Genomic DNA, 13,668 nt, shown 5'->3' on the forward strand with positions numbered 1-13,668 from the left:
TCACAGCGCACCGCCGATCGGTTGCGCGGTCGTTCGTGCGGCCGCGAGGTCGCGGGCCGACAGTGCCGTGCCGAGGAGCCCCGCGTCGTCGCCGAGCTCTGCATGAATGAGCGCCGGGCGACGGTGGAAGCTGAGCAGCGTGTCGAGTCGCGCCCCGAGCGGTTCGAAGAGGGCCGGGCCCGCCTGCGAGAGCCCGCCGCCGATCACGACCGCCTCGGGTGCGAGAGTTGCGACGAGCCGGGCGATCGCCTCGGCGAGCGCTTCGACGGCGTCGTCCCACAACCGGCGCGCGATCGCGTCGCCCGATGCCGCGGCTTCGAGCACCTGTCGCGCCCCGCCGACGGGAGTGCCGGTGGCGGCGGCGTAGCGGCGGGCGATCGCGCCCGCCGACGCGATCGTCTCGAGGCACCCGATGGCGCCGCAGGGGCAGCGGTCGCCGAGCGGGTCGGCGAGCGAGTGCCCGACCTCGCCTGCGAAGCCGCCTCCCGCGTACGGATGTCCGTTGAGCACGAGCGCGCTCGCGATGCCGGTGCCGATGGCGAGCACGACGACGTCGCCGAAGCCTCGGGCGGCGCCGAGGCGGTGCTCTGCGTCGCCGGCCGCACGCACGTCGTGACCGAACGCGACCGGCAGGCCGAGGGCGGCCTCGGCGAGTGAGCGGATCGGGGCGTCGCGCCAGCCGAGGTTCGATGCGAACATGCCGACGCCGTCGACCTCGTCGACGAGGCCAGGCACGCTGATGCCTGCGGCGACGGGGGTGACGCCGGGCGACGCTTCGAGGTGCTCGCGCGCCAGGACGGCGAGCGAGGTGACGATCGTTCCGGCGGGGTCGGCGGCGTCGAGCGGCGTCGGCGTGCGGCGCAGACCCAGCACCCGCCCCGACGCATCGACGAGCGCCGACTTCGTGTCGGTACCGCCGACGTCGAAGGCGAGCACCGCGTCACCCGAGCCGAGCCGGGTCGCGTCGGTGGCGGGGTGCCCGGTCATCACGCGTCGAGAATGATGGAGCGGGTGAGGTTGCGCGGCGCGTCAGGGTCGAGGCCCTTCGCACGGGCGCGGGCGAGTGAGACACGCTGGGCGCGCACGAGCTCGGCCATGGGGTCGAGCGTGCCGGCCTCGAAGTGCGCACCGGTGGCGGCGATGTCGCCGGCGAGGCCCTCGGGGGCCTCGCCGAACTGCCAGGTGACCCGGCCGGGCGCGGCGATCGAGATCGGGCCGTGGCGGTACTCCATGGAGGGGTACGACTCGGTCCAGGACTGCGATGCCTCGCGCATCTTCAGCGCGGCCTCGTGGGCGAGCCCGACCGACCAGCCGCGGCCGAGGAAGGTGTACTGCTCGGCGCCCGTCAGCTCGGGCGACAGCTCTTCGGCGATCGCGCGCTCGGCATCGGCGATCGCGCCGCTCAGGTCTTCGCCGAGCGACGCGCGGAAGAGCGCGAGCGCGGTCGTGGCGAACCGTGTCTGCACGACCGACTTCTCGTCGGCGAAGGGCAACAGCACGGCGTCGTCGACGAGGTCGACGAGCGGCGAGGTGGTGTCGCCGACGACGCCGACGGTGGGAACACTGCCGCTGAGGCGCTCGACGAGCTGCAGCACCTCGGTGGTCGTGCCCGACCGGGTGAGGGCGACGACGGCGTCGTACCCGCGATCGACGAAGGCCTCGGATGCCGCGAACGCGTCGGTCTCGCCGTGCCCGCCCGATTCGCGGAGCCACGCGTACGACTGCGCGATGAACCATGAGGTGCCGCAGCCGACCACGGCGATGCGCGCACCGCGGGCCGGGAGCAGCGCCTGCTCGGCGCGAAGGCCCTCGGCCGCGGCCCAGGTCTCGGGCTGCGAAGCGAGCTCGATGGACATGTGCTCCGCGGTCGCGGGTACGGAGGTCAGATGGTCGGTCACGTGTACTCCAGTCGGGGTGTGCTCCGGCTACCGTGGCCACGCCACAGCAGTTGACATCCCATGATCGCAGATGACTGTAACTCGTGTCCAACAATCATTTGAACGATTGGTTTGAGCGACAGGGTCGTGCATGCGGGGTCGCGCGGCAGGCTGGACCGAATCTATAACAAATGGGTTGCGCGCCTTGACGGACTTGCAGAATCCGTCATATTCTTCGTCCGAAGAGTGAACGGACATGATTGTTTGCTCGACCAAACGTTCAGGAAAGTGCACGCAGGCATCATCGCAATCGTGCGCTCTTCGAACACACGCATCGTCGCGCGAGGCTTCACCCGGGCGGAGATGCACCATCCACCACAGTGAGGAAGCATCCATGAAGAAGTCTCTGCGCCTCGGCGCGGCCGTCGCGCTCGCCGCCACGGCATCGCTCACGCTCGCATCCTGCGGGTTCGGCGGCGGCGGTTCGGGTGAGGAAGCCAGCGGCAAGACCACGCTGGACCTGCTCGTGCCGAGCTACTCCGACAACACCCAGGGCCTCTGGGAGGATGTCATCGACGGCTTCGAAGCCGAGAACACCGACATCGACGTCAATCTCGAGGTGCAGTCGTGGGACAACCTCGAATCCGTCATCACGACCAAGATCCAGGGCGGTGAGGCGCCCGACATCTACAACGGCGGTCCCTTCGCCGGCTTCGTCGCCGATGAGCTGCTCTACCCAGCTGAAGAGGTCGTCTCGCCCGAGACGTTCAGCGACTTCCAGGATGCGTTCATCGCGAACGCCGAGGTCGACGGCACGGCGTACGCGCTGCCGCTGATCGCGTCGGCTCGTGCCCTGTTCGTCAACAACACCCTGCTCGAGCAGGCCGGTGTCACGGCGCCGCCCACGACGTGGGATGAGCTGCTCGACGCGGCCACGAAGGTCTCGGCCCTCGGCGGCGGCGTCGCCGGCTACGGCATGCCCCTCGGCTCCGAAGAGGCGCAGGCCGAAGCGGCCGTGTGGCTCTGGGGCGGCGGCGGCACGTTCGGTGACGCCGAGGCGATCACCATCGACGACCCGGCGAACCTGCCCGGCGCCGACCAGATAAAGAAGATGATCGACGCCGGCGCGACGCAGGCCGACCCGGGTTCGACCGACCGCTCCCCGCTGATGGACATCTTCGTCCAGGGCAAGATCGGCATGCAGGTCGGCCTCCCGCCGACCGTCGGCCAGATCGAGGAGGGCAACCCCGAACTCGACTACTCGATCGTCCCGATCCCCACGCAGGACGGCTCGCCGTTCACGCTCGGCGTCATGGACCAGCTGATGGCCTTCGAGAACGACGGCGACAAGCAGGACGCGATCACGAAGTTCTTCGACTACTACTACACGGCCGACGTCTACGTGCCGTGGGTGCAGGCCGAGGGCTTCCTCCCGGTCACGAAGACGGGTGCCGAGCAGCTCGCCGGTGAGGAGGCGCTCGCGCCGTTCCTCGAGGTGCTGCCCGACGCGCAGTTCTACCCGAGCTCGAACCCCAAGTGGTCGGCGACGGATGGCGCGTTCAAGTCGCTGTTCGGACAGATCCAGACGAAGCCCGCCCAGGACGTCCTGACCGAGATCCAGGCGCAGGTCGACGCGGGCTGATCCCGCCTCACCCAGCAGTCCGTTCGCAACACCCGGAGGGATCGGTGACCACCGAACCATGAGCACCACATCCGATGCGTCACCGATCCAGGCGGGGGCGGCCGAAGGCCGCCCCCGCCGCGGGCGCGAATCTGAGACCAAGGGCCGCGACGGCGGTCGGCGGCCCGGCGGGCGCGACCTGCTCGCCTCGTTGCCCTGGATCGGGCCCGCCCTGATCCTCATCTTCGGCGTCGTGCTGTTCCCGGCCGTCGTCATGTTCTACAACTCGACCCGCGACATCTCGATCTCTGGGCTCGACAAGGGCTCGGCCGGCTTCGACAACTACATCGAGGTCTTCTCCTTCCCCTACTTCTGGCCGATCTTCGGCCGCACGATCGTATGGGTCGTCGTGGTCGTGGCCGTGACGGTGCTGATCTCGCTCGGACTCGCGCAGATCCTCAACAAGGCGTTCCCGGGCCGGCGCATCGTCCGCCTCGCGGTGATCATCCCCTGGGCGGCATCCGTCGTGATGACGACGATGGTCGTCTACTACGGCCTCGAGCCCTACTTCGGCATCATCAACCAGTTCCTCGTCGATATCGGCCTCATCAACACCCCCGAAGGGTACGGGTGGACCAGGAACCCCGACACCGCGTTCGCATGGTCCATCGTGATCGCGATCTTCGTGTCGCTGCCGTTCACGACGTACACGATCCTCGCCGGACTCCAGACCGTACCGGGCGAAGTGCTCGAGGCCGCCAAGATGGACGGCGCCGGACCGGTGCGCACGTACTGGAGCGTCGTGTTCCCGCAGCTCCGCGGCGCCCTCTCGGTGGCGGTGCTCATCAACATCATCAACGTCTTCAACTCGCTGCCGATCCTGAAGGTGATGACCGGATCGATACCCGGCTACGACGCCGACACGATCATGACGATGATCTTCAAGTACATCCAGAACCAGCACAAGGTCGACGTCGCCAGCGCGCTGTCGGTCGTCGCCTTCATCATCGTCATCGTGATCGTCGCGATCTACGTGCGCGTGGTCAAGCCCATGAAGGAGGTCTGATCGTGGCCGTCACCGCACCCGCGTTCGAGACGATCGCCCCGCCCGAGGCATCCGCCCGCAAGCGCCGCTACACCGAAGACCAGATCCCCGTCGGCAAGGTGGTGCTCCGCATGCTCGCGGGCCTCATCGTGCTGCTGGTCTTCACCCTGCCGTACGTCATCATGTTCTTCGGCTCGGTCAAGACCAAGGCGCAGATCCGCTCGGTCGATCCCACGTACTTCCCCACGGAATGGCACTGGGAGAACTACATCAACATGTGGTCGACCCCCGAGACGCCGCTGCCGCAGAACATGATCTCGACGATCGTGATCTCGGTCTTCGCGACCCTGCTCGTGCTGCTCGTCGCGATGCCGGCCGCCTACTACACGGCACGGTTCAAGTTCCCCGGCCGACTGGCGTTCCTCTTCCTCGTGATCGTCACGCAGATGCTGCAGCCCGCGGTACTGACCTCTGGTCTGTTCCGCCAGTTCCTCGCGTTCAACATGATCGACACGTGGGCCGCGATGATCTTCATCAACGCGGCGTTCAACCTCGCGTTCGCCGTGTGGATCATGCACTCCTTCTTCGCCGGCATCCCGAAGGAAGTCGACGAGGCGGCGCAGATCGACGGCGCCGGCCGCTTCACCGTGCTGTTCAAGATCAACCTGCCACTCGTCTGGCCCGGCATCGTGACCGCGATCGTGTTCACGTTCGTCGCCTGCTGGAACGAGTTCGCCGCGTCACTCGTGATCCTCTCGACCGCCGGCAACCAGCCCCTCTCGGTCGCCCTCACGAAGTTCGTGGGTCAGTACGAGACGAGTTGGCAGTACGTCTTCGGCGTCTCGATCGTCGCGATCGTGCCGGTGGTCATCCTCTTCATGATCATCGAGAAGCGACTCGTCGGCGGCCTCACCGCGGGCAGCGTCAAGTAGCCACCGAACCGAGCGGATGCCGCGGGTGACGACTACCCCGCGGCATCCAGCTCTGCCGTGCAGTACCGCGTGCCCGCCGCATCCCAGTGCGCGTGCAGCCCGGCGACCCGCGCTGCGAAGTCTGCGTAGTCGCGGGTGCCGTCGCCGGGCGCCGCGGACCAGCCGATCTCGGCGACCGCCGCGAGTCGCGGAAAGACCATGAACTCGACATCGTCGATCGTCAGGACGGTCTCGGTCCACAAGGGAGCTTCGACGCCGAGGATGGCGTCCTCGCCGACGCCGGGCACGATGCCGGCCGGCTCCCACGAGTAGGCGGCCTCGAGCGAGGTCGGGCCATCGGCCCAGTCGAGCCCGAGAGCGTAGCCGTGCGGCGTGGCAGGAGCACCTGGGTACTGGATGTCGAGATACGCCGTGTCCGCAGGTGACATGATCACACGGCCGCCCAGTTCGACGACCGATGCGGTGAGCACGCCGGCGTTCTCCTGCGGCACGAGGTAACTCCAGTACTGGGCGACGGTGCCGGTCGGCAGTGCGCCGGATGCGCCGATCTCGTGCCAGCCGATCACCGTCTTGCCGGTCGACGCCGCAGCAGCCGTGATGCGCCGCACGAGGTCGAGATAGTCGGCCTCGGGCGTCGCCCAGGACTCATCGCCGCCGATGTGGAGCCAGGGGCCGGGAGTGATCTCGGCGACCTCGCGCATGACGTCGGCGAGGAAGCGATCGGTCGCCTCGGCGCGTTCGGGTGCGGCGCTCAGCGACGAGAAACCGACTTCGACCCCCTCGTACGGTGTGCGGGCGATGCCGTCGTGGTTCAGCTCGGGGTAGGCGCTGAGAGCGGCGCACGTGTGACCGGGCAGGTCGATCTCCGGCACGACCGTGATGAATCGCTCGGCCGCGTACTCGACGATTCGAACGAAGTCGGCCTTCGTGTAGAAGCCGCCGGGTGCGCCGCCGACGGCGGTCGATGCCCCGATGCCGGTGAGTTCGGGCCACGAGTCGATCTGGATGCGCCAGCCCTGGTCGTCGGTGAGGTGCAGGTGGAAGTGGTTGACCTTGAGCATCGCGACGGCGTCGATGAGCCGCAGCACCTCGTCGACGGAGAAGAAGTGCCGCACGACATCGAGCATGACGCCGCGATAGGCGAATCGCGGTGCATCGCGCACGGTGACCGCCGGCACCGTCCACGCAGCGGACGGAGCGTCGACGCGAGACGCCGGCGCGGGCAGGAGTTGGCGGAGCGACCGCGTGCCACGGTACAGCCCGGCCGGTGTGCTCGCGGTGACGACGGCCCCCTGATCGGAGACGTCGAGGGTGTATGCCTCCTCGCTCGCCTCGTCGAGGGGGCGGAGGAGGAGGGAGATGCCGGCGGAACGGTCGACCGGAGAGACGGGTGCGGTCTCGAACACGGGAACCTCGCGGCCCGTTGCCGCGAGCAGTTCAGCGGCCAGGAGAGCTCCGATGCGCTTCGCAGTTCCCGGTGCGACAATGTGGGCGCCTTCGGAGAAGCGGAACGGCGCTGCGGCCGGGCGGAGTTCGATCCGGGCGGGGGCGGGAACGATACCGGTCATGGTTTCATCCGTTCTCTCGAGGCGGCGGTGGCGCGCGCTCACAGCCCACGCGAACCTCGCAGGGCGATGATGCTGGACCGCGAAGTGTTCGCGCTGTACATTCCAAGCAAAAAGTTTGGGATCGATACTTGAGTTTACGCACGATAGGGGTAATGTGAACGCAAACATTCATTCCACCAGTGTTGATGAGATGCGCAGGCGCGCATCGAGCCGACGACTGGGCCCGCCCGTGCACCAACGGGCGGCGATTCTCTCAAAGAGGAGCGACACATGACATCCAGGACTCGCTTCGCACGCGCCGCCGCTGCCGCGACGGTCACGGCGATCTCGGTCTTCGCGCTCGCGGCGTGCAGCGCCGACAGCGGTTCGGACAGCGCCGACGGCCCCGTCGAGATCACCTACCTGCACCGTCTGCCCGACGGCGAGGGGATGACCCCGGTCAGCGAGATCGTCGATCGCTGGAACGCGGACAACCCCGACATCCAGGTCACCGCGACGAAGTTCGACGGTGCGGCGACGGACATGATCCTGAAGCTCGAGACCGACGTCAACGCGGGCAACGCCGCGTGCCTCGCGCAGGTCGGCTACTCCGAGGTGCCCCAGATGTACGTCAAGGGCCTGCTCGAAGACGTCGCCGACGAGGCTGCGGCGCACGAGGACGACTTCTCGGCCGGCGCATACGCGATGATGACCGTCGGCGACGCCGTCGTCGGCTTCCCGCAGGACACCGGCCCTCTCGTGTACTTCTACAACGCGACGGAGTTCGAGAACCTCGGCCTCACGGTGCCGACGACGCTCGAGGAGCTCACCGCAGACTCCGCTGCCGCAGCAGCGGCCGGCAAGTACGTCACCGCGTTCACGCCCGACGAGGCGCTCTCCTGGCTCTCCGCGCAGGCGGCTGCCGCCGGCGACACATGGTTCGGCACGAGCGGTGACAGCTGGACGGTCGACACCGAAGGCGCCGGCAGCCAGGCAGTCGCCGCCTTCTGGCAGAACCTGGTCGACAACAACCAGACCCTCATCACCGAGCGCTGGGGTGAGGCCTTCACCCGGGCGCTCAACGACGGCAGCCTGATCGGCCACGTCGGCGCAGCCTGGGAGGCCGGCTTCCTGCTCGACTCCCTCGACGGCACCCCGGCCGAGGGCCAGTGGCGCGTCGCCCAGCTGCCCGACTTCGGCGCAGGCGAGATGACCGGCCCCGACGGCGGCTCCGGCGTCGCCGTCATGAAGGGCTGCGAGCACCCGGCCGAGGCGATGGAGTTCAACGCCTGGTTCAACACGCAGGTCGATGACCTCGCATCGCAGGGCCTCGTCGTCGCCGCCAACGGCACGCCGACCACGAGCGAGAAGATGCTCCGTCAGTTCGGCGGTCAGGACGTGCTCGCCGAGCTCGCGAAGGCGTCTGCCAACCTGAACCCCGACTTCGTCTACGCACCGGGCTTCGCCTCGCTGACCAAGATGAACGAGACCGCTTCGGGTGTCGCCGACGGCAGCGCCACGGTCGCCGATGTCTTCACCACCGCGCAGACGACCGCGGTCGCCACGCTCGAAGACCTCGGGCTCCCCGTCTCCGAGTGAGACGATCCGACGTTTGATCGCCACGGCGGCGGATCCCATGACGATGTCGTGTGATCCGCCGCCGGTTCGAGGTTGAAAGGAGAGACCGACAACAATGACCGTTTCCACCCAGGCCCGCGCCGGATCCACTCAGGCCCCCGCCGGGAACATGAAAGAGGGGAGGACGAAGCGCGGCAGTGGCGCCCGCCACCAGGCACGCACGGGCTGGATGTTCATGGCGCCGTTCTCTCTGCTGTTCATCGTCGTCTTCCTCGTTCCGATCCTCGTCTCCATCAGGTCGTCGATGTTCGCCCAGGTGCCGTCGGGCGACGGCCTCTACGGCGGCGGCGAACTCGTCGACACCTTCGTCGGTTTCGACAACTTCGCGCTCGCGATCGGCAGTGCCACGTTCTGGGAGGGCATGGGACGCGTGATGGTGTACGCGCTCTTCCAGATCCCGGTGATGATCATCGCCGCACTCGGGCTCGCTCTCCTGCTCGACACCCTCATCGTGCGCCGACCCGGCTTCTTCCGTCTCGCGTTCTTCCTGCCGTTCGCGATCCCCGGCGTGATCGCCGCGATGATCTGGCTCTACCTCTACACCCCCGAGGTCTCGCCCTTCATGCAGTACCTGCCAGAGGGCACGGACTTCATGGCGCCCGGCACGATCCTCGCTTCCATGGCCAACATGACCACGTGGACCTACACGGGATACAACATGCTCATCTTCCTCGCGGCCCTGCAGACGATCCCGAGAGACCTGTATGAGGCCGCCCGACTCGACGGCGCGACGGGGTGGCAGATCGCGACGCGCATCAAGGTTCCGCTCCTGCGCGGCGCGGCGCTGCTCGCGGTGCTGTTGTCGATCATCGGCACCATCCAGCTGTTCAACGAGCCGGTCATCATGGAGAGTGCGAACCCCTGGATGGGCAAGGCCTACACGCCGATGATGCTCACGTACAACTCGATGATGGGCGCGGTCTCGCCGTCGGGCACCGGCATCGCCTCGGCGTACTCGTTGCTCATGGCGGTCGTCGCCGGAGTGCTGGCCATCGTCTACACGTTGCTGCAGCGGCGGAAGGGAGCCTCGGCATGACCACCGAAGCAATCATCGAATCCGCCAAGCCCCGCGTGCGCAAGGCCGCAGCAGACCGCCCGCCGAAGTCCGAACTGCCGAGCCCCCTGGCCCGCGTGCTCGGCATCGCCGTGCTCGCCGTGGCGACGATCTACTTCGTCGCCCCGGTGCTGTGGGTCATGATCGCGTCGACGAAGAGCAACAGCGACCTCACCTCGACGTTCGGGTTCTGGTTCGCCGAGTGGAACCTGCAGGCGAACTACGAGAGCCTCATGGTCTGGACGCAGGGCCTGTTCTGGCAATGGGTCGGCAACTCGATCTTCTACTCCGTCACCGCCGGCGTGATCGGCACGCTCTTCGCCGTGATGGCGGGGTACGCGATCGCCAAGTTCGTCTTCCCCGGCAAGAAGATCGCGGTCGGGGTCATCATGGGCGGCCTGCTCCTGCCCGTCGCGCTGCTGACGGTGCCGCTCTACCTCGAGTTCCATGCGCTCGGTCTCGTCGACACCCCGTGGGCGATCATCATCCCGTCGGCGGTCTCGCCGTTCGGGGTGTTCCTCGGCATCGTCTACGCGCAGGACGCCGTGCCGACAGAACTCCTCGAAGCGGCACGCATCGACGGTGCCGGCGAGATCCGCATCTTCTTCACGATCGTGCTGCGCCTGCTGGCTCCCGCGATGGTGACGATCTTCCTGTTCATCTTCGTCGCCACCTGGAACAACTTCCTGCTGCCGCTGTTGATGGTCTCGTCGCCGGAACTCAAGCCCGTCACGCTCGGCCTCTTCGGCATGATGAGCTACTTCGCACCGGCCAAGGGTGCGGTGATGCTGGGCGCACTGCTCGGCGTCATCCCGCTGATCATCCTCTTCTTCAGCCTGCAGCGGTTCTGGCGCTCCGGCCTTGCCTCCGGTGCGGTCAAGGGCTGATCTCAGTCCACCTCTGGAGCACGAGAGCGGGCCCGCGGCGCGGGCCCGCTCTCGTGTCGTGGGGTCAGGATCCGATGAACTCCTCGATCTCGCCCAGTTCGGGCTCGTCGCGCACCTCGACCGCGCTGCCGAGGTGTTCGAGATCGAGCACGCGCACCGTGTTGCGCCCCGCGCGCCAGAGCGGTGCAGGGGCGTACAGGGTCGTCTGCGGGCCGATGTTCCAGTACCGTCCGATGAGGAACCCGTTGACCCAGACGAACCCCTTGACTCCGCCGGGGAAGGCGAGCCACGCGTCGGCGGGGCCGGCGACGTCGAGCTCGGCCACGGCATAGCCGTCGGTGCCGGTCGCGCCGATCGGTTGCGGGGCATCCATCGGGATGACGCGGTGGGTCCAGCCGTGCACGTAGCGACGTCCGAGCAGCACACCCTCGAGGATGCCCTTGTGCTCACCGATCTTCGGGCCGTAGTTGATGCGGCCGAGGTTCTCGACGATGAGCGTGATGACGACGGGCCGGTCGGAGACGGGCAGTGCGGTGCTCGTCTCACCATCGCGGTCGAGGGTCGCGACCCGGGTGCCGTCGACGAAGACGGTGGCGCGGTCGTGCAGTCCCTTGAGTGCGAGCACGTTCTCACCCGCTTCGACGATGGCGGTCGTCTCGTAGGCGATGAGCCCCTCAGCCACGCCGAGCTCCTCGAACGTCGCCGGGTGGGGGTGCGGGCCGCTCGCGGCGAGGGCGCGGACCGCCGCGATGAGCGACGCCTCGGCCGTGAGCGTCGCGGTCTGCGGATCCTGGAAGCGCGGCCCGGCGGGCAGCTCGGGCAGCGGACCGTCATGGAACGGCGCGAAGGACGCACGCAGCGCCTCGAACTTCGCGCCGACGCGGCCGTCTTCGGCAATGGGGGCGTCCGAGTCGTAGCTCGTGGCGGTCGGCTGGAGCACCCCGTCCCAGTTGGCGCCGTTCCACAGGCCGAAGTTCGTGCCGCCGTGCGCCATGTACAGGCTGACCGAGCCGCCGGCGGCGAGGAGTTCGTCGACGGTGCCGATCATGCTCCGGGCGCTGCGCACGTGGTGCCGCTCGCCCCAATGGTCGAACCAGCCGCCCCACAGCTCGCTGCAGACGAGCGGAGTGCTCGGGGGAAGGAGGTCGAGGGCCGTCGGCACGCCGGTGCCGAACGTGAAGCTCGGCATGGCGCCTTCGACCGTGCCGTGGGCCTGCATGCCCGCGGTGATGCCGTCGGCAGTCGTGAGGAGCTCGACGATGCCGTGCTGTCGCAGGAGGTCGCGCTGGTGGTGCAGGTGCTCTCGGTCCGAACCGAACGACCCGTACTCGTTCTCGATCTGTACGGCGACGATCGGGCCGCCGTGCACGGCCTGCAGCGGTGCGAGGCGGGGGAGGAGCTCGGCGTACCAGCTCTCGACCGCGGCGCGGTATGTCGGGTCACTGCTCCGGACGCGCCTGGTGCGGCCCGTCAACCAGCTCGGAAGCCCGCCGTTCGACCACTCGGCGCAGATATACGGACTCGGCCGCACGTACACGTCGAGACCGATGTCACCCGCGAGGCGGATGAACCGTTCGACGTCGCGCCACCCGTCGAATCGCGGCGCGCCTTCGATCTCCTCATGGAAGTTCCACGCGACGTAGGTGTCGACCGTGTTCGCGCCCATCGCCGCAAGGCGACGGAGCCGATCCTCCCACTGATCGGGGTGCACGCGGAAGTAGTGCACGGCGCCGGCGAGCATCCGATGCGCGCGACCGTTGCGAAGCAACACGCTGTCGCGATATGTGAGCGCTGCTACTGAATCAACGCTGGCTCGAGTGTCGGTCGCGACCATTGCGCGGCCTCCCTTGAATCGCGGGCGATACCGCCCGACCTAGAAAGAATGTTTGCGTTCACATTATCGCGCAATCACGGTGTTGTCAGCCCTGCCTCCATGTCAACGGGGTGAACGCTCACTAGCATGGGTCCCATGCCACGTCGTACAGCGGAGGAACGCGCGCCGAGCCAGGTCGATGTCGCGCGTGTCGCCGGCGTGTCGACGCAGACGGTCTCCCGTGTGATGTCGGGTCATCCGAACGTGCGCCCCGAGACGGCGCATCGGGTGATGTCGGCGGTCGACGCCGTCGGCTACCGCTTGCACGCGGCGGCGGCGTCGCTCGCCTCGGGCCGCACCCGGACGATCGGGGTGATCCTCGTCTCCACGGCGCGGTACTCGACGAGCGCGATCCTGCTCGGCGTCGAATCGATCGCCGCCGAAGAGGGCTACGCGGTGACGACCGCGAGCGTGGCGCAGCATTCGGCGCCCGCCTCGTTCCTCGAGGCGTTCGATCGACTGGAACGTCAGGGGGCCGAGGGAATCGTGATTCTCGCGCCGGTCGGATTCCTCGAAGAAGCGCTCGGCTCGCGCACCGAGCGCACACCCACGGTGGGGCACCGACAGGCCGACGGCGTCGGCGCCGACGCGCTCGTCGACCAGCGCGCGATCGCCCGCGCGGCCACCGAATACCTGCTCGACCTCGGGCACCGCACCGTCTGGCACGTCTCGGGCGACGAGTTCTGGCAGGAGTCGAACGCGCGCCGCGAGGAGTGGGAGGCGGTGCTCCGCGAGCGCGGTGTGACGCCGCCCCCGGTGATACCCGCCGATTGGTCGCCCGAGTCGGGGTATCGCGCCGGGCGTACGATCGCGGCGATCCCCGACGTCACCGCGGTGTTCGTGTCGAGCGACGAGATGGCCTTCGGCGTGATCCGCGCGCTGCACGAGGCGGGTCGCACGGTGCCCGACGATGTCTCGGTCGTGAGCGTCGACGATATCGCGCTCGCCGCCTACGCGGCGCCCGCCCTCACGACGGTGCGTCAGCCCTTCGAAGAGGTCGGACGCGCCACTGCGACGCGCGTGATCGAGATGATCGAGAAACGGGAGGTCGTCGCCGCCGAGCCGTTGCGCCCCGAACTCATCGTCAGGGCCTCGACGGCACCGCCGCCCGAGGCGTAGTCGCCGCGGCATCCCCGTGGTCGTCGTGTGACGCCGCGACCGTCGTGAGACGCGGCTCGTCGCAGACATTGCTAA

General features: G+C 68.1%; 11 protein-coding genes. 7 read left to right on the forward strand and 4 right to left on the reverse strand.

Translation table 11 applies throughout. The features are described from left to right. Together FHG54_RS06060 and FHG54_RS06065 are read right to left on the reverse strand one after the other, a co-directional pair. The gene (locus FHG54_RS06060) at positions 1-987 is read right to left on the reverse strand and encodes an ROK family protein (protein WP_139416476.1); all 987 of its coding nucleotides are present in this window, start codon (positions 985-987) and stop codon (positions 1-3) included. Continuing rightward, positions 987-1,856, reverse strand: a complete 870-nt coding sequence (locus FHG54_RS06065; RefSeq protein ID WP_139418321.1) for an SIS domain-containing protein — start codon at positions 1,854-1,856, stop codon at positions 987-989. The genes FHG54_RS06060 and FHG54_RS06065 overlap by 1 nt, the downstream gene beginning before the upstream one ends. Positions 1,857-2,271: 415 nt before the next feature. On the opposite strand from FHG54_RS06065, the gene FHG54_RS06070 reads away from it, so the two are divergent. Genes FHG54_RS06070 through FHG54_RS06080 form a run of 3 tightly spaced genes read left to right on the forward strand, consistent with a single transcriptional unit; the run spans position 2,272 to position 5,475 of the window. Then, the gene (locus tag FHG54_RS06070; protein WP_139416477.1) at positions 2,272-3,519 is read left to right on the forward strand and encodes an extracellular solute-binding protein; all 1,248 of its coding nucleotides are present in this window, start codon (positions 2,272-2,274) and stop codon (positions 3,517-3,519) included. 58 nt (positions 3,520-3,577) lie between these two features. After that, a complete protein-coding gene (locus FHG54_RS06075; protein WP_139416478.1) occupies positions 3,578-4,564 on the forward strand; it encodes a carbohydrate ABC transporter permease in 987 nt (328 codons plus the stop codon). Between the two features lie 2 nt (positions 4,565-4,566). Then, on the forward strand, positions 4,567-5,475 hold the full coding sequence (locus tag FHG54_RS06080) for a carbohydrate ABC transporter permease (protein WP_232331394.1): 909 nt from the start codon (positions 4,567-4,569) through the stop codon (positions 5,473-5,475). Positions 5,476-5,507: 32 nt separating this feature from the next. Here the strand turns inward: FHG54_RS06080 and FHG54_RS06085 are convergent, their stop codons facing one another. Beyond that, positions 5,508-7,043, reverse strand: a complete 1,536-nt coding sequence (locus tag FHG54_RS06085; protein ID WP_168197126.1) for a family 20 glycosylhydrolase — start codon at positions 7,041-7,043, stop codon at positions 5,508-5,510. 270 nt (positions 7,044-7,313) lie between these two features. Here FHG54_RS06085 and FHG54_RS06090 point away from each other — a divergent pair, with 270 nt between their 5' ends. From FHG54_RS06090 to FHG54_RS06100, 3 genes are all read left to right on the forward strand, one after another. Then, positions 7,314-8,621 (forward strand): ABC transporter substrate-binding protein, encoded by a 1,308-nt coding sequence (locus FHG54_RS06090; RefSeq protein WP_139416480.1) that lies wholly within the window; start codon positions 7,314-7,316, stop codon positions 8,619-8,621. A 94-nt stretch (positions 8,622-8,715) separates the two neighbouring features. Beyond that, positions 8,716-9,696, forward strand: a complete 981-nt coding sequence (locus FHG54_RS06095; protein ID WP_139416481.1) for a carbohydrate ABC transporter permease — start codon at positions 8,716-8,718, stop codon at positions 9,694-9,696. After that, entirely contained in the window at positions 9,693-10,601 is a 909-nt protein-coding gene (locus FHG54_RS06100) for a carbohydrate ABC transporter permease (protein WP_139416482.1), read from the forward strand. The genes FHG54_RS06095 and FHG54_RS06100 overlap by 4 nt, the downstream gene beginning before the upstream one ends. 64 nt (positions 10,602-10,665) lie before the next feature. Here the strand turns inward: FHG54_RS06100 and FHG54_RS06105 are convergent, their stop codons facing one another. Beyond that, positions 10,666-12,372 carry a glycoside hydrolase family 35 protein gene (locus FHG54_RS06105; RefSeq protein ID WP_233437886.1) on the reverse strand — a complete coding sequence of 569 codons (1,707 nt, stop codon included), beginning with the start codon at positions 12,370-12,372 and terminating at the stop codon, positions 10,666-10,668. Between the two features lie 198 nt (positions 12,373-12,570). Between FHG54_RS06105 and FHG54_RS06110 the strand changes: the two genes are divergently transcribed. Beyond that, positions 12,571-13,593 carry a LacI family DNA-binding transcriptional regulator gene (locus FHG54_RS06110; RefSeq protein WP_198165795.1) on the forward strand — a complete coding sequence of 341 codons (1,023 nt, stop codon included), beginning with the start codon at positions 12,571-12,573 and terminating at the stop codon, positions 13,591-13,593. Positions 13,594-13,668 lie beyond the last annotated feature (75 nt).

Source organism: Agromyces laixinhei (assembly GCF_006337065.1).
Taxonomy (GTDB): Bacteria; Actinomycetota; Actinomycetes; order Actinomycetales; family Microbacteriaceae; genus Agromyces; species Agromyces laixinhei.

Bases quoted from the DNA above. Each gene is read 5' to 3' on its own strand.
- FHG54_RS06060 (WP_139416476.1), bottom strand. From the start codon at position 987: ATGACCGGGCACCCCGCCACCGACGCGACCCGGCTCGGCTCGGGTGAC.
- FHG54_RS06065 (WP_139418321.1), bottom strand. From the start codon at position 1,856: ATGTCCATCGAGCTCGCTTCGCAGCCCGAGACCTGGGCCGCGGCCGAG.
- FHG54_RS06070 (WP_139416477.1), top strand. From the start codon at position 2,272: ATGAAGAAGTCTCTGCGCCTCGGCGCGGCCGTCGCGCTCGCCGCCACG.
- FHG54_RS06075 (WP_139416478.1), top strand. From the start codon at position 3,578: ATGAGCACCACATCCGATGCGTCACCGATCCAGGCGGGGGCGGCCGAA.
- FHG54_RS06085 (WP_168197126.1), bottom strand. From the start codon at position 7,043: ATGACCGGTATCGTTCCCGCCCCCGCCCGGATCGAACTCCGCCCGGCC.
- FHG54_RS06090 (WP_139416480.1), top strand. From the start codon at position 7,314: ATGACATCCAGGACTCGCTTCGCACGCGCCGCCGCTGCCGCGACGGTC.
- FHG54_RS06095 (WP_139416481.1), top strand. From the start codon at position 8,716: ATGACCGTTTCCACCCAGGCCCGCGCCGGATCCACTCAGGCCCCCGCC.
- FHG54_RS06100 (WP_139416482.1), top strand. From the start codon at position 9,693: ATGACCACCGAAGCAATCATCGAATCCGCCAAGCCCCGCGTGCGCAAG.
- FHG54_RS06110 (WP_198165795.1), top strand. From the start codon at position 12,571: ATGCCACGTCGTACAGCGGAGGAACGCGCGCCGAGCCAGGTCGATGTC.